We start from the raw sequence: 22,997 nt of genomic DNA, 5'->3' as shown, positions 1-22,997 counted from the left end.
CGATTATGATGGATTTTACTTATCTCACTCCTTTTGGAAGCCGCAGATAAGATGTGTTATACATCATCTTAAACTCACTCTCCCATGGATTAATTCATAAGACGGATTTAACGTCTTAAAGTCATGCAATCCTATATTTGACTTACTCTCCCTATGATCCTTGGAATCAGCCGATAAGACATTTTCTGCAGCTTATCGAAAGACTTGGCCTCCAGTCAAGTCTTTTTCCTTTTTCCAATGACTGTAAATCGATATTTTTACAATATGACATATTAAAATTAGAGGCAACTTCCCCTATGAACACGCATAGGTATGTATTACTCCATAAAAGTTGATTACGCCGCGAGGCGTGTCAATGAGGACGCGCTTTGTCTGCAACGGGGGGGACATGGAAGGAGGCATGGCATGGACATTTTCAAACGAATTTCGGAATATAGGGCGGAAAGCGACAAGCTGGCTTGGACGGGTACCTTCAAGGAGTACATTCAACTGCTGGGGAATAACCCGCTGCCTGCCATGACAGCTCATGCACGTGTGTATGAAATGATAAAATCGTACGGAGTTGGGGAGAAAGGAAACCAGCACCAGTATAAATTTTTCGAGCAGGATATATTTGGATTGGACCGAGCTATAGAAAAACTGGTAGAGGAGTACTTTCATTCCGCAGCGCGAAGGCTGGATGTCAGGAAAAGGATATTGCTTCTGATGGGACCTGTCAGCGGAGGGAAATCGACGATAGTGACCTTGTTGAAAAGAGGTCTGGAACGCTTTACCTGGACCAAAGAAGGCGCCTTGTACGGAATAAAAGGATGCCCGATGCATGAAGAACCGCTTCATTTGATCCCGCTGGAGCTTAGGCCCGAGGTGGAGCAAACCTTGGGTGTGCGGATTGAAGGTAATCTATGTCCTTCCTGCCAAATGCGACTCAGGACGGAATATGAGGGAAACATCGAGAATGTTATGGTGGAACGCGTGCTCATTTCCGAGGATGACCGGATTGGGATTGGAACCTTTAGTCCGTCCGACCCGAAATCTCAGGATATTGCCGATTTGACGGGAAGCATTGATTTTTCCACGATTACCGAATTTGGGTCGGAGTCAGATCCTCGCGCGTATCGGTTTGACGGTGAGCTTAATAAAGCCAACCGGGGCATCATGGAGTTTCAAGAAATGCTCAAATGTGATGAAAAGTTTCTCTGGAACCTGCTCTCTTTAACTCAAGAGGGCAATTTTAAAGCAGGTCGTTTCGCACTCATCAGCGCCGATGAATTAATCATTGCCCACACCAATGAAACTGAGTACAAGAGCTTTATAGCCAATAAGAAAAATGAGGCGCTTCAGTCGCGGATGATTGTAATGCCGATTCCTTATAATCTGAAGGTGTCCGATGAAGAGAAAATCTATTTCAAGCTCATCGGGCAAAGCGACATGTCGCACATCCATATTGCTCCGCATTCCCTTAGGGCGGCAGCGATTTTTTCCATCCTCACAAGGCTTAAGGAAACAAAGAAGCAGGGCGTGGATTTGCTGAAAAAGATGCGGATGTACGACGGCGAGACGGTAGAGGGCTTCAAGGACGCCGATATCAAGGAGATGCAGAACGAATTCACCGAGGAAGGCATGAGCGGCATTGATCCGCGCTATATCATTAATCGGATTTCCAGCGCCTTGATAAGGCAGGATCTGCAGTGCATGAATGCCTTGGATATTTTGCGGGCTCTCAAGGATGGCCTGGATCAGCATCCTTCGATCACCAAGGAGGAGCGGGAGCGTTATTTGAATTTTATTTCTGTGGCCCGCAAGGAATATGATGAAATCGCCAAAAAAGAAATTCAAAAGGCCTTCGTCTACTCCTTCGAGGAGTCCGCAAGAACACTGTTCGACAACTACCTGGACAACATTGAAGCTTTTTGCAATTGGGGTAAAATCAAGGACCCTCTGACTGGTGAAGAAATGGATCCGGATGAACGCTTGATGCGATCCATTGAAGAGCAAATCGGTGTATCCGAAAATGCCAAAAAAGCCTTCCGTGAAGAAATACTCATCCGTATCTCCTCCTACTCTCGAAAGGGAAAAAGATTTGACTACAGCAGCCACGACCGTCTCAGAGAAGCCATAGAAAAGAAGCTGTTCACGGACTTGAAGGATATCGTTAAAATTACCACATCGACCAAAACGCCGGATGAGCGGCAGCTAAAAAGAATTAACGATGTCACCAAACGTTTGATCGATGAGCACGACTATTGCCCGGTATGCGCGAATGAACTGCTTCGTTATGTAGGGAGCTTGCTCAACCGGTAATTTTATAAGTTTTTGAAAATGGCATTTGAACTGTAACAGTTCGGTTGTCATTTTTTTTCTGAAGTGCGAGCTTTTTTATGCGTGAACTGCAGGAATATCGTATAATATGGACAAGTAGTTGAGGAAGTTTATTGAAGGAGAAATGACGATGAATAGCAACATAATCAGCACGCTTGAAACAGTGGATGTAACGACCGGCGAACGCACGATTCTGGCCAAATTTGATTACCTCGTTGAGGCGCCGAATTGGACAAGGGACGGTAAGAAGCTTATTTATAATAGTCTGGGTCGCATTTATTCCTTCGATATGGCTAATCGAAAAAGTACGGTCATCGATTCAGGATTTGCAACGCATTGCAACAATGACCATGTGCTGTCTCCTGACAATTCACATATTGCGATAAGCCATCACACTCACGAGGATGGATTGTCCCGCATCTATGTTTTTCCGCTTCATGGGGGGAATCCGACCTTGATCACACCTATGGCCCCCAGCTATTTGCATGGATGGTCACCGGACGGAAGTCAGTTGGCCTATTGTGCTGAGAGAAACGGTCAATATGACATCTACACCATTCCGCTGTCAGGCGGTGTTGAAACGCAGTTGACTGATATCCCAGGTCTTGATGACGGTCCTGAATACTCGCCGGATGGAAAGCACATTTGGTTCAATTCGGTGCGAACGGGTCTTATGCAAGTATGGCGTATGAATGTAGACGGCAGCGAGCAGACACAGATGACTTTCGATGAAAGTAATAATTGGTTTCCACATGTATCTCCCGATGGCAAATCCGTAGCCTTTCTCGCATACCGTAAAGGAGATGTAGAACCTAACCAACATCCTGCGAATAAAAATGTCGAAATTCGTCTAATGTCTAGCAGGGGTGGAGAGACACGTACACTATTGAAGTTGTTTGGCGGTCAAGGCACCATCAACGTAAATTCTTGGTCACCCGATAGCGGAAAGCTGGCCTTTGTAAGCTACCAACTGAAAGCTTAGAATGAATACAACTGGGAGGTAGGCGGCAAGTGTTACACTCAATTGCTGATAAGCTTTTTATGGGATCTCTTATTCTATTAATGATTTCCGCGGTAGTGAGCGGTATTGGTTTTCAATTTGCCAGCTTTCGGAGTCAAGTAGATGAAGATCCAGGAGCACAAGTAAAGGATAAAAATCGCAAGCAAATCGCGATGGATAGACAAGATCGGAGTTTGCGGCGATTCTTTCGTTCTAAATTAATGTGGCTCTCGCTCGTTGGGATGGCTGTCTCCATTTTGTTATCTTACCTTTAAAAAATAGGGATTCTGGCTTTATTGCCATCGGACGAATATATCATGGCCTCAGCGCTAAAGAGGTCAATGCGTTCCAAGGAGGATTCGAGAACCTGTAAAGTAATTTTGTTGTTTTTCAGAGCGACAATTAAAGAAGGCAGCAGCTTTTGATCGGTTCCAATGAGGTTTACGGGAACAGGTTGCTTCTCGAACATGATGTTCGTTTGTAAAGTCATACTTTACATCTCTCCTTATGAATATAATTATGTAGGTAAGAATAGACCTTGTACAGGGTAACATGCTCTAATTAAAAAGACAGTCGATACATGTTGTCGAAAAGTATTAATTTTAGTCCGCTTGAGTTCTCATAATCATGGTATACTTTACGTATGAAAGAAAAATACTCCCCAAAAGAAGGTTTACTCTCTATTGAAAAAGGGATTCGGTGTCCATTTACATAGATTTATTATACATAGATTTATTATACTGACGGTCGCGATGCTGCTGATCGGCTCGCTGTTCATGGGAGAGGCTCAATCTGTATCCAGCGAAGATGAGAATCCCAAGTTTGTGCTGCTTCGTCTGGAGGACATTGGGCCTGGCGGCCAGTTTGATACGATAGAGAAGCTTGGCCGGCTTAGAGCGGTATTGAATTATCTTCGTGATCAAAAAGTGCCGGTTCAATTGGCGGTCATCCCGCGTTGGCTGAATTTTTACACAGACGGAAGCACGTACGATCAAGTATTGGATAACTCCGACAGCGAATATATAGCGGCATTCAGAAAGGTCCTGCACGAAGCGGAGCAAGGTGGAGCGGTAATCGGCATGCATGGCTATACACATCAATACGGGACAGATCTGCGGAAAGACGGCGGTCATGAAACGGCTATTGGCAGTGAATTTAATGTGCATGGAGCGGATGACAGCAAGACGATACCTTTTGCCAAAACGCGGATGAATGAAGGCATTCAGATCATGAATAAGGCCGGATTTGCTCCCAAGTTCTGGGAAGCTCCGCACTATCATTCGACACTGCAGCAGGATCTGCTCTTTCGCGGCTATTTTGGTCTGAATTATCACCCGGATGTGCATGGTTCCAAGGTGACGGATAATGTCAAAATGATCAACAAGCGCAATGTGATGAGCGGCGCCTCCTCGCTGGGGGCTGTGTACATCCCGACTCCTTTTGGCTATGTCCCTTTTAGCAAGGATGAGCATGTCATTTTGGATAAGCTGGGTAAAACCAATCAAATCGCTTCTTTTTTCTATCATCCTTTTTTGGAATTCAAATATCTGACTGCGGCTGCGGATGCAGAAGGAAAGCCTTTGATTCGGGATGGAATCCCGGTTTACACTTATCCCCAAGAGGCTGTAACCCATTTGCAGAAAATTATTGCAGGAGTTCGTGACCAGCATTATGAGTTTTATTCGCTCCATGATTGCGTTCCCTTTACACCGAGTGAAAGCTTGCAGCTGTCCAAGAAGAAGGTAAATCTACAACTGGGCGATGTAACCGGCGACGGTCAGGCGGATGCGGTTTCCTGGGATCTGAGCAGCGGAGAAATAACGGTAACCCCAGGCAGTTTTGGCGGTATTCGGAATAAGCAGCAAAACGATGAGCGGCTATGGGCGAATATCCCCTACGCCAAAGGGGCGGCTTACGCATTAGCTGATGCCAATGGAGACGGCAAAAAGGATTTATGGATCGTCCACCCCAGCGGAAAGCTGGAGACGTTCCTTTCTACGGGAAGCACATTTAAGCTCAATCAGTCAAGAACATTTCCTCAAGGAGAACTGCAAAATCTGTTTGTGCTTCACCGGCCGAATGCTGCTTGGGCTGTCGTGGGTATGAGTGCTGACAAAGCCCGTCTCGTCGGTGTATATTTGCAAGGCAGCAGCACAAAGCCGCTTGAACCTTATCTGTTTAGTGTGCCTGGCCCCAAGCTGTTACAGGTAATTGAAGAAGATGGGGTTCAAAGCTTATTTTATTCAAAATCAGGCACAAGCAGCGGTTTCAAATATGAGGTTGATGCTGCCAAGCTGAAGTGGAAATCGGTTGGCGTACAGTTTGCAGTTCCTGCTCAGAGCGGAAGATTGATGCTGGGTGATTTTAACGGAGATGGCAAGCAGGATGTGCTTCGCTTTGACCGGGATCGGTATACATATACGGTGTATTTGCGAACAGATGGGAACGAGTATCGCATTCTCTCCCGTTTTGGCCCGTGGGGGCAGGCAGGGCAACAGCTGCGGATAGCAGATCTTGATGGGAATGGCAAAAGCGATCTCTTCTTGTATAGCCCCACGGACGGTATATTGGATACCGCGCTCTCTTATGAGATGAAGAAATAATAAAAAAAAGCCATTGGTTCTACGAGATGTAGAAGCAGTGGCTTTTTGGTCGCATCTTATTAGGCTTGCCCTGTACTTTTTAACGGTGGTGTCTCGATGCCATTGGTCATCTCGTGGAAGCAGACTTCACAGATCATCTTTCCCTTAAAATACGTCATGTTCTCAAAGTTTCCGCAGAATAAGCAAGCTGGTGTATACTTTTTGAGCATGATTCTATCCGGATCGACATAAATTTCCACAGCATCTCCGATATCAATTCGAAGGGTGCGGCGAAGCTCGATGGGGAGAACAATGCGGCCCAGCTCATCGATTTTTCTTACGATTCCCGTAGCTTTCATCTTCATCACCTCGCTTAAATGGCGGATCCAACCCGCGATCCTTGACTTTACCTACTTATTCCACATTTAAGCGTCAAAACCTTTTATTTACATGATAGGGAAGGTAACAATTTTGAAACTTGAGTCAAAGCTTTAATACTTACGCCCCTTCCACAAGCCGGACGTCTACGGTGACCTCCAAATTTTGAAAGGAACTGCCGCGGTAGACCCCTTTTACAGGCACAATGTCATTGTAATCGCGGCCATGGCCGAGTTTGATATAGCGCCAGTCCAGAGGACAGTTGTTGGTTGGATCATAACCGAACCAGCAGCTTGTCCCCGGGATATAGCATTCCACCCAGGCATGGGAAGCTTGAGTGAAGTCGGCATTACCGCCCTGCAGATCCCCGACAAAGTGATAACCGCTGACATAGCGGGCTGGGATGCCTTTTTCACGGCAAATGGCGATCATAAAATGTGTGTAGTCCTGACATACCCCGCGTTTAATCTTAAGCATTTCCCCGACGGTCGTTTGAACGCTTGTTGCATAGGGATCATAGACAAAATCAAGATTGATGGTCGTATAGATAGACTCAATCAGGTCGGAAATGCTGATACCCGTATCGGGGATGCGGTTTGAATAGGCCTTAATCTCCGGAGTAAACTCCGTATAGCTGGTAGGCAGCAAGTATTCGATAAATTTATTTTGGAATGTATCCTGTTGCATAATTTGGCGTTCTTCTTCCGGGCTCATCGTGGTTTGCTGGGTGTTGTCATTTGCATGGGTAACTACAGTTGAAATCATCTTGATCAACAATTCCCGATGCGGTTTATCGACTGTGAATGAATGCACCCGATTGTGAAAAAAATCCTCATAGGTGAACATATTGGAGGGGGGCTCCGTAACGATCTGATGGTGATAACAGGATTGCCGGTAATTGGATCTGGGGGTCAAGCGAATTTCATTGACACTGCCCTGAACCGGATCCAGGTACGTATATCGAGTGATGTGGCTGATCTCGAGCTTCATGCCGTGACCTCCTTACGAGGGGGAAAAAAGATTTTCGATAAGCGCCCGCCCATCATATCGCATGATTCGAGCAGGGAGCTCAGGGTGCTGTCCAGCTTGCCGGATTGCAGATCTTCCTCATCCATGCACGCCAGGTTGGCTTTCACTTTTCTCACCAACCTTGCCAGCTTTTCCAGTGATCCACTTAGTGCAGGGTCCTCTTCTTCAATAGAACGAAGCGAAATCTCCAATTGGCTTAGGCAATAATGAACCGATCGGGGAAATACATCATTAAGCATCAGCAGCTCGACTATATTTTCCACAGTGATTGTATCTGCGTATCTCCGGCGGAAGGCTTCAAAGCCGCTCACAGATTTAAGTACGGACAGCATCAGCGGATAGGAAATCAATTCATCTTGGGCGTGAGCATAACCAAGTGATTTAAGCAGCCGCAGAATATTTTCCGCTCGCTCCAGATAACGGCCGGACTCGACGAAATACCATTCATTTTCCCGTGTCATGACTGAAAGTGAAGCCCCTTGAAACATGGACAGCGTATCCCTGATTTGGCGGTAAAATAAATGCGGAGAATCTCCGGTAATGTCGGAAACCTCTTTATCCTTAAGCCAGAGGTATAAGCTGTTCAAAATATCCCAAAGCTCGCTGGGCAATTTTTCACGAATGGTACGAAGATTGGCACGTGCATGGTTGATGCAGGAGAGCAGGGAATTGGTGTTGTGATAGTCGAGCGTGGTGTATTGCAGTGCGCTTTGCTCAGAAATCCCGGAATATTGCTGCTGAAAAGCTTCCCGATTGCCGATCGTATCGATCAACCTAGTCCACGTCTGTCCCTCGCTGTTCTCATCATCATCCCTGATATGATAATACACATCGATCAATCTAGCGTGATTTTCCGCTCGCTCCGTGTACCTGCCGATCCAGAATAATGCTTCCGCTGTGCGCCCCATCATCACCATTTCTCCTTACCTCCCAACACCCATGTATCCTTGCAGCCACCGCCCTGCGAGGAATTTACAACCAGCGAGCCTTCCTTCAGCGCGACCCGGGTCAATCCGCCGGGGATGACCTTGGTCTGCTCACCCGTAATGACGAAAGCTCTTAGATCTATATGCCGCGGTACCATCTGACCATTCATCATGACCGGAGCGCGTGACAGCTGGATAGTGGGTTGGGCGATGTAGCGATCTGGTTCAGCCATGATTTTTTGCGCAAAGAGGGCGATCTCTTCATCCGTTGCCGACGGTCCAATCAACATGCCATAGCCTCCGGAGAGGGAAGTTTCTTTTACAACCATTTCAGCTAAATGAGCGAGCACGTACTCTCTTTCCTCCGGTCTTGACAGGACATAGGTCGGTACGTTATTCAGCAGTGGCTCTTCATTGAGGTAAAAACGGATCATATCCGGTACGAATGCATAAATCGCTTTATCGTCGGCAATTCCTGTGCCTGGAGCATTGGTTATGTTGACATTGCCCGCGCGATATGCGTTCGTAATCCCTGCAACACCCAGAATCGAGGATGGGTTAAATGCCAGAGGATCGAGGAAATCATCATCAATTCTGCGATATATTACATCGATCTGGCGCAGCCCATTTATGCCGCGGATATACACCTTATGGTCGATGACAACAAGGTCTGTGCCTTCTACAAGCTCGATGCCCATTTGCTGGGCCAGATAAGTATGCTCAAAATAAGCGGAATTGAAGGATCCGGGGGTAAGCAGCCCAATGACAGGATCGGTTTTGCCCGATGGATTGAGGCGGCGCAGGGTCGAGAGAAAACCATTCAAGCTTTGTTCAATATCCTGAATGGAGTGGCTGAACACAAGCTCAGGAAACAAATGAGTCATAATGGAGCGGCTTTTGTATAAATAGGAGAAACCGGAAGGGGAGCGCAGATTATCCTCGAGCACGAAATATTGGCCCTTTTCATCGCGAATCAAATCAATCCCCGACACCATGACATAAACATCATTAGGTACAGAAAGTCGCATCATCTCCGGCCGAAAATACCGGTTGGACAGCACCATTTTGCGAGGAATGATACCTTCCTTCAAAATAAGCTGGTCATGATAAATATCTTTAATGAACATATTCAAGGCTTTAACGCGTTGGCACAACCCGCGCTCAAGCTGATTCCATTCTTCCTTGGGAATAATCCTGGGAATAGGGTCAAAAGGCAGCGTCCGCTCCAACGGCTCCAACTGATCCGGGTTATACAACGTAAAAGTAATGCCTTCTTCCATCATCCTCTTCATCGTTGCCGACTGACGTTTGCTTAGCTTACCCTCACTCATCGCCATAAATTGGTCAAAAACCCTGCTATAATGCGGACGTACAGCGTTCCCATCAGCAAACATTTCATCATAAAAAGGCTGAGGGTCATAAGGCATTGCAAGGTGTTCTGAATCAAGATGATCTGAAGCAGCCAAGCTATTCACAAGCTGAAGGTCTTCAGGAACAACTGGGCGATCTATGGGTCTCCCTTTGGGCATCATGGGCCGCAGACCTCCTTCTAGGTCGAAAGTAGTAAATGCAGCTTATTGATGTAATTAAATCTAACATTAAGAAATTGAAAATTCAGAGTATTTAAATCAATTGTAGACCCCGAAGAAATACATGTCAATATACCTAACACAATAAAAAGCGGCTCTCTCGTTAGGAGAGGCCGCTTCTTCTTGAAATTAAGCTTCCAAGCTGCTTAATGTTTTTTCTTCACACTCCAGCGAGCAGAAGCTGTTGTGTTCTTCTTCGCATTCCACACAGCAAACGTGCTTCTTGTGGCAGTCGTCATTGGCACAGTTGATGTAGCGATCCTCTTCTTTGCCGCAATGATGGCAGCGGCCCACGATAATATCCTCGTCGGTGCTGTTGATCGGTACGGAAATGCGTTCGTCGAACACGTAGCACTTGCCATCGAACAACCGACCCTTCACCTCGGGGTCTTTGCCGTAGGTGACTATCCCGCCATCGAGCTGCGACACATCCTTGAAGCCTTCCTTAAGCAGAAAACCGGATAGCTTCTCGCAGCGAATGCCACCAGTGCAGTAGGTCAGGATCGGTCGATCCTTGAATTCGCTGAGATTCTGGCGAATCCATTCCGGAAAGTCTCGGCTCGACTCGACCTCGGGACGGATGGCTCCGCGAAAATGACCGATGTCATATTCGTAGTAATTCCGTCCATCCAATACGATCACATCGCCTTGTTGGAGCTTCTCATAAAACTCCTTCGGCTTCAAATGCTTGCCGGTCAGTTCATTCGGATCGACGTCCTCTTCCAAACGGAAGGTGACGAGCTCCTTCTTGGGACGCACGAATATTTTATGGAAAGCGTGACTGTCGCTTTCGTCGATTTTCACCACAAGGTCTTGGAACAAAGGAATCTGGCGCATCATGCGCATATAAGCATCAGTTTGTTCCACAGTACCGGACAGCGTACCGTTAATTCCTTCAGGAGCGACGAGAATGCGTCCTTTGACGCCGAGCTTTTTGCAATAGCTCAAATGCTCTCGCGCCAAAGCTTCGTGATCAGCGATTTTAACAAATTTATAATATAAAAGAATGCGGTATGGAGCTTCTCCCGTTGTCATGGTTACCCACCTATACAAATGAAATTCATGCTGTTACAGCATAAATCTATAGTGACATAAACAGCGCGATTTTTCAAACGGGGTTTGCAATTATTGATTTGGTAAATTCAGAATGACAAAAAAGCTGCCGTGTGGCAGCCCAATGCTCAACTGTAAATTATAATTTTCAGATTCCTATAAAAACTTACGATTATTCTTCTTCCCATCATAGTTGAACAAAACCGGTTTATCTTCGACCAGCGTCTCCAGGTAAACGGGTTTACCCCACAGTCGGTAGATGTAGGGGAGAGTCTTCTCAATATACTTGAGGTCCAGTTCCACTTGCTCAAACATATGCTTCAAATACAACTCACCGCTCCGCTGATAGTCTCCATCCTCTACGACAATATACGGAAAGCCTCCGTTAGTTCGTGAATAGACCAATTGATCTCGGATCGTCTCCCAGGTTTTATCTGTTATTTTCCACTCCGGTCCTTTTTTCTCAAAAATGTATAAATCCAAATCCTCAACAAGCTCACTCGTCATATAATTGCGGATAAACGAGGTATCTGATTCGTATTCGCGGACTTCAAAGATCTTTTTACGGCCATCGCCTGCTTGCCTTTGACCGCGTCTGATCTCTTCCTCTGTGGGAGCATCCCACCGTTTTTCGATGTCCTCGAAGATCTTGAGGCCCAGATAGTACGGATTCAATGTGTGGCGGGAAGGCTGCACTACGGAAGAGTTCAGCATCGAGAATTCAATCGTCTCTTCTTCGGAGAGATCCAGCTCGCGCAGAATATGCTGATGCCAGTAGGAAGCCCAGCCTTCGTTCATGATTTTCGTCTCCAGCTGCGGCCAAAAGTAGAGCATCTCGTCACGCAGCATGGTGAGAATATCGCGCTGCCACTCTTCCATGTAAGGCGCATGCTCCTCGATAAAGAGCAGCAAATCCTTTTCCGGGTGAATGGGGAATCGGTTGGACTCTTCCTTCGAGGGTGACGGCTGAACTCGCTCGTTATCCAGGTCCCATAGATCCTCATAGCCGAACTTAGGCTCGTTCGGGAGAAGGGCCGACGCTGACTTTCTTTTGTCGTGCCTCGCTTCCTTCTGTCGATAGGGCATATGCAGGGTAGGATCAACATGCTCCTGTATGGCTAGAACGGCATCGATGAATTGCTCCACTTCTTCCGTACCATGCTCCAATTCATATTGGCGAATTCGTTCGGCGGAGGCGGACATGCTCTCTACCATGTTGCGGTTTGTTTTCGAAAAGCGTGCATTATTTTTGAAAAAGTCACAATGCGCGAGCACATGGGCAACAATCAATTTATTTTGAATCAGCGAATTGCCTTCGAGCAAGAATGCATAGCAGGGATCGGAATTGATTACCAGCTCATAAATTTTGCTCAGTCCCAGATCGTACTGAGTCTTCATGCGGTGAAAATTTTTGCCAAAGCTCCAGTGGCTGTAGCGGGTAGGCATTCCGTAAGCACCGAATGTATAGATGATATCGGCAGGACAGATTTCATAGCGCATCGGATAAAAATCAAGGCCGAAGCCCTCGGCGATTTCCGTGATTTCCGCTATGGCATACTCGAGCTCTTGATAATTGGATGAGTTCATCGCGCCAGCCTCTCTTCCGGTTGGATAAAGAAGTGTTTGAGTGCCTTGTAGACCTCGCCTTTTTCACGGATTACATAGTGCACAAATTTGGGATCATCGATCCCGCGAAAGGCCGACATCAATGTGCTGCTTCGATTATATTGATTGACCTCCCCATAGCCGAACATGTTGCAGCGCTCAATAAGCTGGGCGATCAGCCTCACGCAGCGTTCATTGTCCGAGGTCAGGTTGTCGCCGTCCGAAAAGTGGAACGGATAAATATTATAATGAGCCGGCGGGTAACGTTGATCAATAAGCTCCAGCGCAGCTTGATAGGCGGAAGAGCAAATCGTCCCGCCGCTTTCCCCCTTGGTGAAGAATTCCTCCTCCGAAACTTCTTTAGCCTCCGTATGATGGGCGATAAACACAATTTCCACATTTTCATACTTGCTGCGCAGGAAGCGGGTCATCCAGAAGAAGAAGCTGCGTGCGATATATTTTTCAAATGAACCCATGGAGCCGGAAGTATCCATCATTGCAATGATAAGCGCATTGGAGTGAGGCTTGATGATTTCATCCCATGTTTTAAAACGCAAGTCGTCAGGGTTGATATGATGAATCCCGGGCGAGCCAGTAGTGGAGTTGCGGCGCAGGTTTTCCATAATGGTGCGCTTTTTGTCGATATTGGACATGATCCCTTTTTTGCGGATATCGTTAAAAACGACTTCCTTCGCGGTTAAATGCTGCTTCTCTTTCTGCTGCAAATTCGGCAGCTCCAGCTCGGCAAACAGCATCTCCTGAAGCTCATCCATACTGACCTCGGCTTCATAATAATCCTCGCCGGCTTGATCCCCAGCGCCTTCACCTTTACCGGGTCCAGTAGCTGGACCGGGGTCTACCCCAAGAACATCCCCGACCTCACTGTCTCCATCTCCCTGCCCTACATGCTTGCCTTTATTAAAATTATATCTGAAGCGATATTCATCCAGACTACGAATGGGCACCTTGACGATCTGCTTGCCATTCGAGAGCACGATGCTTTCATCTGTGACGAGATCAGGCAGATTTTGTTTAATAGCATCGCGTACTTTTTGCTGGTGACGGTTCTGGTCTTGATAGCCTTTGCGGTGCAGGGACCAATCTTCGCGGGATACAGTAAAAAGCGGTTCACTCATGCAGACGCCTCCTCTATGCTTTCAAGTGCTTGTTACAAAATATATTCAAGTCCTACATGGATATGTGAGTGGACAGGTGATAGATTTTGAGACATTCGTTTACCCAATGATAGACATTGGGCCCGAAAGCAGCTTCTCTTGGAATAAGTGAGCATAATCTTACTATTAATGAGTCTTCACTCATTAATGAAACTCACTATCCAAATGAATAAGCTCTAGTGAGTCTAGCCTCCTAGTTGGTGAACTTCGGTTCGTTAATTGTGAGCCTAGACTTATTAATCCAGCTCAAATGATGATAAGCCATTATTTAGTGAGGTTAGGTTCGCTATTAATAAGCTTTGCCTTATTCTGCAATGAAGGTATTATAAAAAGGCGGTAACACAATGGCGGTATCCAAAAGGTAACAAAAAACTGCCGAATCGTTTCGGCAGTCTTAAGTTCCCTTTTGATGTTTGTAGTGCTGTAAATGTGCCTTGATCGGTGTTCAGTGTCTACGTCTATGTCTGTGTCTGGGTTGTTACAACAGGAGCGACAGGCGCTGCCGGTACCGACAATCCGTCCGGTTTCTTCTGCTTCATGAAAGGCCACCAATTGGCCTCTCCGAACACGCGAACCATAACGGGAATGAACAGCGGCAGCATGACCATCGCGTACAGGAATAATCCGCATAATACGATGGTGGCGATTTGCAGCAGCGACATCACGCCGGACGGCAGCATGGCCGCAAAGGTGCCTCCAAGAATGAGGGCGGCGGACATGATGACCGTACCCATGTTTTGCATCGATTTCAGGATGCCTTCTTTCGGCGAAAGGTGCTTGTATTCTTTAAATCGATCCATCAAGAAGATGCTGTAGTCGATTCCGAGCGCCATCAGCATGACAAAACCGAAGAACGGAACGGCCCAACTGATTCCGGAGAGACCGAGAATACGGACGAAAATCACTTCTGTGATCGCCATTGAGGTGTAGAAGGTCAGCAGCAGCGATAAGATGAGATAAATCGGCATCACGATCGAACGAAATAATAGGATCAGTATAATTCCAATTCCGATCAGCATCAGCACTACGGTGCGTGAATAATCGGAGGCTGAGATATTGCGAAGGTCATTGTTCATGCTCGAGACTCCGCTGACTGCATACTTGGCATCTTTGAAGTCGGTGCCTTTCAAGCCGCGCGCGGCAGCAGCTTCCAGGTCGTTTACTTTCTTTAAAGTGTCAATTTCATAAGGGTTACCGGCAAAGACGACATCGAACTTGGCGGTATAACGATCCTTCGACAGGTACGCGTCGAGCGCTTTTTGGAAATCCGCATTGCCAATCGCTTGCTGCGGAATGTACCAGCCGGTTAATTGCTTATCCGGAGCGCTGGCCAGCTGGCCGAGGTAATCCTGCGCTGACTTCAGTCCGCCGGTGACCTGCGACAGCCCGCTCACGCTTTGGTTCAGCCCGTCGGTCAGCGACCCGAGCTGCCCGTTCAACTGCGCGAACCCGGCCTTCAACGCCTTCTGGCCTTCCGTCAACTGATCGAAGCCCGCCGTAAGCTGCGGCAGCTTCGTCACGATCTGGCCTTGCCCTTCGGCGGCTTTGGCGATGCCAGCCTGCAGCTGTGCGATGCCTTCGGCCAGCTTCGCAAGACCTTGCCCCAGCGCAGCCTGCCCGTCGGCGGCTTGCTGCAGACCGGCATTAGCCTGCTGCATGCCGCCGTTAACACCAGCCAGCTGCGTGTTCAGCTGCTTCAAGCCCTCGCTCATCTGCGAGGCGCCGCTTTGGAGCTGGGTCACAGTACCCTGTGCCCGCTGGAAATCGGCGTCCTTCTGGAGCTCGGGGTACTTTTGCGCTAACCCGCCGAGTCCCTGGCCAAGACCGGCCAGCCCCTGCGCGAGCTCGTCTTGCTTCTTGGCGATGGAGCCGTACCCCTCGGCAAGCTGTCCGAGTCCCGCGCCAATCTCCTTATAGCTGCCGAGCAGCTTCTGGCTGGCCGCGCTGAGCTGGTCGGCGCTCGCCTTCGCCTGCTCAAGTCCGGCTTGCAGCTCGCCTGCTCCGGCAGAACCGCTGAGCAGACCCTGCTGCAGCTTCTTCAGGCCATCGCCAAGCGCGGTCACGCCGGTCTTGAGACCTGCGGTACCGTCGATCAATTGATCGACGCCGCTGACCGCTTGGCTCAGCTTCGGCGCATTCGCGCTCAGGGCGCTGCTGGCATCAGACAAGCCTTGGCCGATCTGGCCCAGGCCTTCGCCGCTTTTCCCGATGCCGCTGCCAAGCTGGGCTACCTGGTCGGTGACCTGCAGGTTGCCCAGCGGATCGCCCGTTGGGCGGGTGGCGCTTCGCACGGCTTTCACGCCGTCAACCTTGCTCAGCTCGCGGCTGATCTGTTCGATCGCTGCCATGCCTGCGGCGTTGTCGAGCGGCTTATTGGACTTCACGACCACCGTGGAGGGGAGAGATTCCCCCGGTCCAAAGCTGGCAGAGATCAGATTGAAAGCTTGAACGGATTTATATTTATTGCCGATCTCATCCAGTGAATTAAAGGAGGTCGTGCCTTTATAGGCTGTAAGGAAAGGCACCGTAATTGCGGCCAGGATGAGAAGTGCCACAATGGGGCGTTTGAGCGAGAATCGGCCTACGGTTCCCCACAAAACGCTGGGCTTGTGCTCGAGATTGCCTTTGGACGGCCAGAAAATCACTTTGCCGAGCACCGCCATGAAAAAAGGGACGATGGTAACAAGTGCAATAAGCAGTACGGCTACACCGACGGCCACAGCAACGGCTGACCGATACAGGACGAAGGTGGAGAAGCCGATGGAGGCAAAGCCGACCAAAACAGCCAAGCCGGAGAAAAAGACCGTTTTTCCCGCTGTTCGGTAGGTGGCCAGGATGGCTTCCATACGATTGTCAGAATGAGCCAGCTCTTCTTTAAACCGGCTGATCAGCAAAATGCAGTAGTCCGTTCCGATACCGAACATGACCGCCACCATAAAAATCTGCGTGAAATTCGACAGCGGAAAGTTCATATATTTGACAAGGTAAGCGACGACAGATTGGGTGACCAAGTAGCTGAAGCCCACGGTTAATAGCGGGATGATCGGTGCGACAACGGAACGGAATACGAGGAACAGAATACCCATGATAAAAACAAGGGTGATCCATTCAGTTTTCTTCAGACCTTCCTGGGAGCTCTGCACCACGTCTTCCGAGATAAGCCAATTTCCTGTGTAATAATGGTCAACCTTGATGTCGGAAATAGCTTGGTAAATCCCGTCTCTAGCCTCTGCGGGAGTGCGCTTACCGATGGAGACATTGACTAGCGAGAGCACAGTTTTGCCGTCTTTGGCTACCATTTGTTTCTCAAGCTCTTTATTATCAAAATGCGAAATCACGGAGGTGATGCCGTATTTGGCTTCCCCGCCCTTCAGCAAATCGATGCCGCGTTTGATTTCATCCATGTCTGCGGAAGTCAGACCGTTTGGGTTATGAAACACAAGCACGGTTGGCGAACTCCCGGTTCCGGCTTGGGATTTGCCGTCCATATTAGCCAGCATATCCTGGGCGATGGTCGACGAATACCCGTCTGGGACCTTGATTTGCCCTTTCTCCCGAACGAGCGTCTGCATATTGGGCGCGCTAAGCATGAGGCCGACTGTCGCTGCTATCCAAAGCGCCAACACCAGCCATTTTAACTTCAGTATGGTTTTCATTTCTCTATAATTCCCCTCTCCTATGCCTCATTCAATACTTGTGCCAGCTTCTCAAAGGTTTCAATGAATTGGATCGCTTCCTGCTCGCTAAAATGCATGATATATTTCCCGAGCAGTTCCCCGATCTTGACTTCCATCTCGTCAGAAAGACGTTCGCCGTCAGCAGTTAAAGTCAAATAGGTGACCCGTCTGTCTTTTTCGTCCGGGAGCCGTTCAATCAAGCTCTTGTCAAATAAACGGGTGATGATGGCCGTAATGGAGCTTTTTCCAACACAAAAAATATCCGCCAGCTCTGAGGACGTACAGCGGCCACGGCTTCGGATATAGCGAATCGTAGAATATTGATCCAGGGTAAGACCTTCAGGCATGTGATCCCGAATGGATGCGTTCAATCTGCGATTCACGGTAAAAGTAACCGTTTCATAGCGTCTTATGAGGTCTTGCAGCATTTCCTTGTTCAATCGCGTGTTCCTCCTTTCAACCGTTATAAGTTTCACAGTAGTATTATTCTATGATAGAATTATTCAACAGTAGAACTATATCAATAAAAATATTCAGCGTCAAGCTGCGAGAATGACAAGATTGTGTCGGACAGAAAAGAGCCGCCATCAGCAAGTTTGCTTTGGCGGCTCATTTAATATTAGCGGGCTATCCCCATCGATTTTTGCCGGATTTACTTCCCCGGTTCAAGACCTTCGAGCGCTGATCTTCCCCAAAATGCCACTTTCACTCGGGCTGTCATATTCCCTTGCCTAGCCTGCTCTTCAAGTGCTTTACCTGTGTTTTCTGGCACGTAAAACTTTTCAAGACCGTATTCAACGTTGAATTTATTATTGTAGCTGTAACTCATTCGACCTTTGATTACAACTTCATCCTGGCCAGCTGAAGGTTTATGAGCATAAACACCGACAGCATCGTATATACCGGCATTGTCCGCAGTTTTACGCTTCATAAGCACGTATATCACCATACCCTTCTTTGGCAAATCTCCGGATTCCTTCCATAAGGATGTCGACAGCTCGCTGATTGAAAGTTTCAAATTCACATGGTCGCCATACAGAGGATCTCTGGGGTCCAGAGGCATCGTTTGGATGCGTATTTCTTGTCCGTACCAAAGCACTGAATAGGAAGAAACGGCAACGCCAAGCAGGAAAACAATCTGAAGAGCTGCGAGTACAATCAGCACCAGGGAACGGCGGCGGTTCCGCAGGGTCGGCCCGGCTGGCAATTCCGCAGTGGGATCAAGCATGATTCGTCCCCTCCTTCGAGTCATTCAAAAATTGTTTTCTGCGTCTGCCCAAAAACCAGCTAAGTGTCAGCAACAATATGCCTCCGATAATGAAAAAGAAGGATTTATCCATAAAGTTCCAAGCTAATTTCCCGTAAGCGGTCATGGTGATCAGCAGAAACAACACTGTGCCCAAATTGATTTTGAATCTCCATTCTTCTACATAACCCCTCCATAAGATGTACAGGGAGAAGAAGAAGAGGATGAAAAGATATAAGACATCGACGTACTCTGTCACATACAGCAGCAACGGCATGATGATCCATTCAAACCCAGTGCTTGCTCTTCCGGCTTTTGCCTTAAGGTACATCGAAACTGCGAAGATAACTGCGCTGATTAGGATAAAAGGGAGCGACTGAGCCAGCATAGTTTGCCAATGTTCAAAAATATTGGATTTCCCTGCAAAATACACAATAAATAAATCAAACACATATGCGGCAATCCAGGCAGCCGATTGAAAGGGAGCGGCGAAATCTCTATTTTTGATCCAGTCACCCAATGTATAGAGCAGCATAATAGGAATGAAAACCCAAAGGAACTTCCAATCGTTAATCGAGATCAGCATGATGGCTTGGGCAATCAAGCTGATGCACAGCAGCCAAGCAAGCAAAGCATCCTTGCGTTTCCAGGTAAAATAACCTAATCCCGCAAGCACTATAACCAGCGTCGTATAACTGAATTCCTGAAACTGGGAGATGCTGTATAATTGCGCAATGGAAAATAACAGCAAGCTGATCATATATAGATAGCGGCTTCGATATAGGTAGGTCAGCAGCATGCCGGCTGTGCCCCAAACGATCCAGGAAAATGCGTCATAAGCCTGCAGGTGGAACATTTGAGCGATGAGAATAATGCCTGCTCCAAACGAGACGAGGCCCAGGCTGATCAGAGCGATTCCCAGCTTCTCATGATCACGGGAAAGCATCCGCTCTCCACCCCAATAAAAGCCTGCAAGCAGGGCAATAATCATCAATAATCGGAGCAGCTGCGGGATATCCTGCCAATTGGCAGCCATAAAACTGAGGATGCCCAGTCCAACAAGGATGCTGCCCAGAATCGGGATCAGACCGATGGCATGCTTTTTATCTGGATATAGGCCAAGAATTTGTTCCAATTGAGCGGGCGTAATGATGCCGGAATCCGTCCAGCGGCGACCTTCTTTTTGAATGATGTTGCGACTCAATATGCTCACCTCGCTTACTTTTAACTTCAGTATAGACCTCTCTTTTTAAAAATATAGTGCTATTTTTCTGTAGTACCCTATATTATACTAGCGCTATAGACTGGAGGAGAATGGAATGCCCGATTGGTCGTATCAAACCATATTCCGTCCATTGCTCTTTCGGCTTTCCGGCAGGGCGGCCAGAGATTTTACCCTGTTCGCAATGGGTGCTGTCAGTAAGCTGCCGGGCGGCTCGCTATTGATCCGTACTTTGGGGCACATGGAATCTTATCCAGGTTTAAAAAGCAGCTTGTCCGGCATAGCCGTGAAATACTCGGTTGGTGTCAGCGGATCACTGGATATCCACGGATTTGCACCAAGGGCGGTGTCGCAGTTTGGACTTGGATTTATGGAAGTAGGTCCAATAACCTTAGAGCCGATAGTCTGTGATAAAGCGATTCAGAAAGATGTGAAGCGGGAAGCGATTTGGTATCCTGAGCGATACACGAATGACGGTGTCCATGCGATTGCCCGAAGATTAGCGCAAAGAGCAGACTATCCGCTGCCATTGATGGTTAGAACGCGCCATCTTCCAGGTAGTTCTCCTATAGAAGCTGCTGCCCAGCAGCAAGAAATGCTGGCCATGCTGCTGCCCTATGCAAGCGGCTTATATCTAGATGTTTTAGATTCGGCTTGGGAGCTGCACGAAGCCGTCATTTGCGGCGAAGAGATTATGCATGCTGCAAGAGCTTTGCAGCCAGAGCTTCCAATATTCTTTTACATACCGCTGGATTGTCCGCAGCCTGTTCTTCAAGAGCTTATGATTAAGCTAAACTTCTCCATGCTGCAGGGCTTGGTCATTGGCGAGGCCATGCATACTGAGCAAGGAGATGAAATCGGAAAAGCGGGTAAAGCGCCAAGCCTGATGCTGCTTAGCTTGATCAAGGATTCTCCTCGATTCGAGGGGAAGCTTATTGTGACTGCGGGAATTCATGAACCGCTCGATGCACTGGAGCTTATGCGGGCTGGGGCGGATTATGTACAGCTTCATAGCGGACTTGTTTTCTCCGGCCCGGGACTGCCTAAGCGTATAAATGAAGCGATCCTTCATGAGCGTATACAAGCATTGGAAGATAGGGATCTGTCAGGAAGGCCTGAATTGCCCAAACAGCTCTCCTTCTGGGGGAGCTGGGGCTGGATGTACATTCTCGGGCTGAGCATGATCTTTGGCGGAATCCTGGCCTTGATCGTTGCGGCAACCAGCGTTGTGCTTCCTTATGATATTGAATTTCTCGGAATCGGCTCAGCAATAATCAACAGCATGAATAACAAACTGCTGCCTTTCATGTCCCGATCACCTTGGCCGGCACGATGATTTCCATCGGCGTAATTTATGCACAATTAGGGCGATACGGATTGAGACATGGACTGCATTGGTTTAAAACAGCGCTGCTCGTTTCCGGACTTGCTGGGTTCGGCAGCTTTTTCTTATTCCTCGGGTATGGTTACTTTGATCCGCTTCATGCGCTGGTTGCGATTATTCTACTGCCCATGTTTCTCATTTCCATGCGGGCAAAGGCGGATCAGCCTTCCCTGAAGCCTCCGAATGTGACCAATAACCGCGAGTGGCGTATTGCTCAATGGGGCCAATTGATGTTCGTCATCCTTGGATTCGCCCTGGCTGTGGGCGGGGCGACCATCTCGATCATCGGGATTACCCACGTTTTTGTGCCGACGGATCTTGGGTTTTTGAACACTACACCGCAGCATCTCGCTGCCCATAATGATCATTTCATGCCGCTGATCGCTCATGATCGTGCCGGCTTTGGAGGAGCTTTATTTTCCAATGCATTGGCCATTCTGACGACAGCGCTTTGGGGTATCAATCAGGGTCAACGCTGGTTATGGTGGACTTTCTTGCTGGGCGGTCTGCCAGGCTTTGTTGCAGGCTTGGGCGTTCATGCTGTCATTGGCTATACCGATTTTTGGCATCTTTTGCCAGCCTATTTTGCCGTTGTGATATTTGTCTTGGGTCTCATTTTCCTATATCCTTATTTGATGGGGAGCGAATATCTGGAGAATCGAAATTTTCAGACAGGTAACCATAAGGTAAGCAGGTAACCCTAATCGCATTATGTGAATATTAGGTGCGTACTTTCAAGAGCTCTCCGTTTCAGTTACGATATTAAGTAAGGAAGTTAGGAATAAGAAGGAGGAATTGAAAATGAAATACAGCTATTTGGGACGTTCCGGTTTAAAAGTGAGCAAGCTCTGTTTGGGAACTATGAACTTTGGTGTAGATACAGACGAGCAGGAAGCGTTTCGGATTATGGACGCGGCGCTGGATGCCGGGATCAATTTCTTTGATACAGCCAACATCTATGGGTGGGGAACAAATTCGGGGCGTACGGAGGAAATCATCGGCCGCTGGTTCGCTCAAGGCGGCGGACGCCGAGAGAAGGTAGTCCTTGCAACGAAAGTGTATGGTGATATGCATGATGAGAATGATGGGCCGAACCGGGATGGAGGTTTATCCGCATATAAAATCCGGCGTCATCTCGAAAGCTCATTACGGCGTTTACAGACCGACCATATCGAGCTTTATCAAATGCATCACGTAGACCGCAACGTGTCCTGGGATGAGCTTTGGGAGGCTTTCCAGGTTCCGGTTTATCAAGGTAAAATCGGATATGTAGGCTCAAGCAACTTTGCCGGACGCGATTTGGTGAAGGCGCAGTACGAAGCTAAAGCTCGACACTTGCTGGGCCTCATCTCCGAGCAGCATAAGTACAGCCTCTTGTGCAGGCTGCCAGAGCTGGAGGTCCTTCCTGCCGCGGAAGAGCTCGGCATAGGCGTAATTGCATGGAGCCCGCTTGACGGAGGCTTGCTTGGCGGAAATGCCTTGAGGCCGGCTGAAGGCTCCAGAAGAGCCAACAATCCGGAGCGGGTGTCCAGGCACCGCCCTCAGCTCGAAGCGTTCGCCGCTTTATGCGAGGAGATCGGCGAGAGCGAAGCCAACGTGGCTCTGGCCTGGACGTTGGTCCATCCGGCGATGACAGCACCGATCATCGGGCCGCGCACGCTGAAACAATTCGAGCAATCGCTGCGCGTGGTCGACATTCAATTCGATGCCGATATATTGAAGCGATTGGATGTCATCTTCCCAGGACCGGGCGGCGATGCCCCCCGCGCCTACGCCTGGTAAGCATAGAAGCCCAAGCATGGAATGGAAATT

The 22,997-nt window shown here is 48.2% G+C and carries 19 protein-coding genes; 7 read left to right on the top strand and 12 right to left on the bottom strand.

Translation table 11 applies throughout. The features are described from left to right. Window positions 1-405: 405 nt before the first annotated feature. From BLV33_RS11840 to BLV33_RS11830, 3 genes are all read left to right on the top strand, one after another. Window positions 406-2,301: a PrkA family serine protein kinase gene (locus BLV33_RS11840; protein ID WP_090791331.1), complete on the top strand. Its 1,896-nt coding sequence runs from the start codon at window positions 406-408 to the stop codon at window positions 2,299-2,301. A 148-nt stretch (window positions 2,302-2,449) separates the two neighbouring features. Beyond that, window positions 2,450-3,301 (top strand): TolB family protein, encoded by an 852-nt coding sequence (locus tag BLV33_RS11835; RefSeq protein ID WP_253187048.1) that lies wholly within the window; start codon window positions 2,450-2,452, stop codon window positions 3,299-3,301. Between the two features lie 29 nt (window positions 3,302-3,330). Then, entirely contained in the window at window positions 3,331-3,594 is a 264-nt protein-coding gene (locus BLV33_RS11830) for a hypothetical protein (protein WP_090791327.1), read from the top strand. Here BLV33_RS11830 and BLV33_RS11825 read toward each other — a convergent pair. Next, entirely contained in the window at window positions 3,591-3,809 is a 219-nt protein-coding gene (locus tag BLV33_RS11825; RefSeq protein WP_090791324.1) for a hypothetical protein, read from the bottom strand. The two genes, BLV33_RS11830 and BLV33_RS11825, sit on opposite strands and share 4 nt — an antisense overlap. Window positions 3,810-4,002: 193 nt before the next feature. Between BLV33_RS11825 and BLV33_RS11820 the strand changes: the two genes are divergently transcribed. Further along, a complete protein-coding gene (locus tag BLV33_RS11820; protein WP_090791322.1) occupies window positions 4,003-5,922 on the top strand; it encodes a DUF2334 domain-containing protein in 1,920 nt (639 codons plus the stop codon). 59 nt (window positions 5,923-5,981) lie between these two features. On the opposite strand, the gene BLV33_RS11815 is transcribed toward BLV33_RS11820, so the two are convergent. The 11 genes from BLV33_RS11815 to BLV33_RS11765 all read right to left on the bottom strand — a co-directional run bounded on the left by BLV33_RS11815 (window position 5,982) and on the right by BLV33_RS11765 (window position 19,783). Then, window positions 5,982-6,260: an AbrB/MazE/SpoVT family DNA-binding domain-containing protein gene (locus tag BLV33_RS11815; RefSeq protein WP_090791319.1), complete on the bottom strand. Its 279-nt coding sequence runs from the start codon at window positions 6,258-6,260 to the stop codon at window positions 5,982-5,984. A gap of 139 nt (window positions 6,261-6,399) precedes the next feature. Then, entirely contained in the window at window positions 6,400-7,269 is an 870-nt protein-coding gene (locus BLV33_RS11810; protein ID WP_090791317.1) for a transglutaminase family protein, read from the bottom strand. Further along, a complete protein-coding gene (locus BLV33_RS11805; RefSeq protein WP_253187047.1) occupies window positions 7,266-8,225 on the bottom strand; it encodes an alpha-E domain-containing protein in 960 nt (319 codons plus the stop codon). Before BLV33_RS11805 ends, BLV33_RS11810 begins: the two co-directional genes overlap by 4 nt. Then, window positions 8,219-9,661: a circularly permuted type 2 ATP-grasp protein gene (locus BLV33_RS11800; protein ID WP_090798884.1), complete on the bottom strand. Its 1,443-nt coding sequence runs from the start codon at window positions 9,659-9,661 to the stop codon at window positions 8,219-8,221. Before BLV33_RS11800 ends, BLV33_RS11805 begins: the two co-directional genes overlap by 7 nt. Window positions 9,662-9,952: 291 nt before the next feature. After that, on the bottom strand, window positions 9,953-10,858 hold the full coding sequence (locus tag BLV33_RS11795; protein ID WP_090791315.1) for an oxygen-dependent tRNA uridine(34) hydroxylase TrhO: 906 nt from the start codon (window positions 10,856-10,858) through the stop codon (window positions 9,953-9,955). 174 nt (window positions 10,859-11,032) lie between these two features. Continuing rightward, complete coding sequence (locus tag BLV33_RS11790; RefSeq protein WP_090791313.1) at window positions 11,033-12,463, bottom strand: SpoVR family protein; 1,431 nt, start codon at window positions 12,461-12,463, stop codon at window positions 11,033-11,035. Beyond that, window positions 12,460-13,617, bottom strand: coding sequence for a sporulation protein YhbH (gene yhbH, locus BLV33_RS11785; protein ID WP_090791311.1), 1,158 nt, complete (start codon window positions 13,615-13,617; stop codon window positions 12,460-12,462). Before yhbH ends, BLV33_RS11790 begins: the two co-directional genes overlap by 4 nt. A 497-nt stretch (window positions 13,618-14,114) precedes the next feature. Next, window positions 14,115-17,312, bottom strand: a complete 3,198-nt coding sequence (locus tag BLV33_RS11780; protein WP_090791309.1) for an MMPL family transporter — start codon at window positions 17,310-17,312, stop codon at window positions 14,115-14,117. Window positions 17,313-17,332: 20 nt separating this feature from the next. Next, window positions 17,333-17,773 carry a MarR family winged helix-turn-helix transcriptional regulator gene (locus BLV33_RS11775; RefSeq protein ID WP_090791307.1) on the bottom strand — a complete coding sequence of 147 codons (441 nt, stop codon included), beginning with the start codon at window positions 17,771-17,773 and terminating at the stop codon, window positions 17,333-17,335. Window positions 17,774-17,985: 212 nt separating this feature from the next. Continuing rightward, window positions 17,986-18,561 (bottom strand): GDYXXLXY domain-containing protein, encoded by a 576-nt coding sequence (locus BLV33_RS11770; RefSeq protein ID WP_171909123.1) that lies wholly within the window; start codon window positions 18,559-18,561, stop codon window positions 17,986-17,988. Next, window positions 18,554-19,783 carry a DUF2157 domain-containing protein gene (locus tag BLV33_RS11765; RefSeq protein ID WP_090791302.1) on the bottom strand — a complete coding sequence of 410 codons (1,230 nt, stop codon included), beginning with the start codon at window positions 19,781-19,783 and terminating at the stop codon, window positions 18,554-18,556. The genes BLV33_RS11770 and BLV33_RS11765 overlap by 8 nt, the downstream gene beginning before the upstream one ends. A gap of 115 nt (window positions 19,784-19,898) precedes the next feature. Between BLV33_RS11765 and BLV33_RS29995 the strand changes: the two genes are divergently transcribed. The 3 genes from BLV33_RS29995 (at window position 19,899) to BLV33_RS11755 (ending at window position 22,967) form a co-directional block, all read left to right on the top strand. After that, on the top strand, window positions 19,899-21,137 hold the full coding sequence (locus tag BLV33_RS29995) for a beta/alpha barrel domain-containing protein (RefSeq protein ID WP_253187046.1): 1,239 nt from the start codon (window positions 19,899-19,901) through the stop codon (window positions 21,135-21,137). A gap of 41 nt (window positions 21,138-21,178) precedes the next feature. Then, the gene (locus BLV33_RS29990) at window positions 21,179-21,883 is read left to right on the top strand and encodes a hypothetical protein (protein ID WP_253187045.1); all 705 of its coding nucleotides are present in this window, start codon (window positions 21,179-21,181) and stop codon (window positions 21,881-21,883) included. 103 nt (window positions 21,884-21,986) lie between these two features. Continuing rightward, a complete protein-coding gene (locus BLV33_RS11755) occupies window positions 21,987-22,967 on the top strand; it encodes an aldo/keto reductase (RefSeq protein WP_090791299.1) in 981 nt (326 codons plus the stop codon). Window positions 22,968-22,997 lie beyond the last annotated feature (30 nt).

Origin of the sequence: Paenibacillus sp. GP183 (assembly GCF_900104695.1) — a bacterium.
GTDB lineage: Bacteria > Bacillota > Bacilli > Paenibacillales > NBRC-103111 > Paenibacillus_AI.
Note: the sequence above shows the minus strand (reverse complement) of the source record. Positions and strands in the feature narration are given on the sequence as shown.

Excerpts from the sequence above, each read along its gene's own strand:
- BLV33_RS11790 (WP_090791313.1), bottom strand. The coding sequence starts at position 12,463 with ATGAACTCATCCAATTATCAAGAGCTCGAGTATGCCATAGCGGAAATC.
- BLV33_RS11815 (WP_090791319.1), bottom strand. The coding sequence starts at position 6,260 with ATGAAAGCTACGGGAATCGTAAGAAAAATCGATGAGCTGGGCCGCATT.
- BLV33_RS11755 (WP_090791299.1), top strand. The coding sequence starts at position 21,987 with ATGAAATACAGCTATTTGGGACGTTCCGGTTTAAAAGTGAGCAAGCTC.
- BLV33_RS11835 (WP_253187048.1), top strand. The coding sequence starts at position 2,450 with ATGAATAGCAACATAATCAGCACGCTTGAAACAGTGGATGTAACGACC.
- BLV33_RS11800 (WP_090798884.1), bottom strand. The coding sequence starts at position 9,661 with ATGCCTTATGACCCTCAGCCTTTTTATGATGAAATGTTTGCTGATGGG.
- BLV33_RS11770 (WP_171909123.1), bottom strand. The coding sequence starts at position 18,561 with ATGCTTGATCCCACTGCGGAATTGCCAGCCGGGCCGACCCTGCGGAAC.
- BLV33_RS11840 (WP_090791331.1), top strand. The coding sequence starts at position 406 with ATGGACATTTTCAAACGAATTTCGGAATATAGGGCGGAAAGCGACAAG.
- BLV33_RS11825 (WP_090791324.1), bottom strand. The coding sequence starts at position 3,809 with ATGACTTTACAAACGAACATCATGTTCGAGAAGCAACCTGTTCCCGTA.
- BLV33_RS11780 (WP_090791309.1), bottom strand. The coding sequence starts at position 17,312 with ATGAAAACCATACTGAAGTTAAAATGGCTGGTGTTGGCGCTTTGGATA.
- BLV33_RS11795 (WP_090791315.1), bottom strand. The coding sequence starts at position 10,858 with ATGACAACGGGAGAAGCTCCATACCGCATTCTTTTATATTATAAATTT.
- yhbH (WP_090791311.1), bottom strand. The coding sequence starts at position 13,617 with ATGAGTGAACCGCTTTTTACTGTATCCCGCGAAGATTGGTCCCTGCAC.
- BLV33_RS11805 (WP_253187047.1), bottom strand. The coding sequence starts at position 8,225 with ATGGTGATGATGGGGCGCACAGCGGAAGCATTATTCTGGATCGGCAGG.
- BLV33_RS11810 (WP_090791317.1), bottom strand. The coding sequence starts at position 7,269 with ATGAAGCTCGAGATCAGCCACATCACTCGATATACGTACCTGGATCCG.
- BLV33_RS29995 (WP_253187046.1), top strand. The coding sequence starts at position 19,899 with ATGCCCGATTGGTCGTATCAAACCATATTCCGTCCATTGCTCTTTCGG.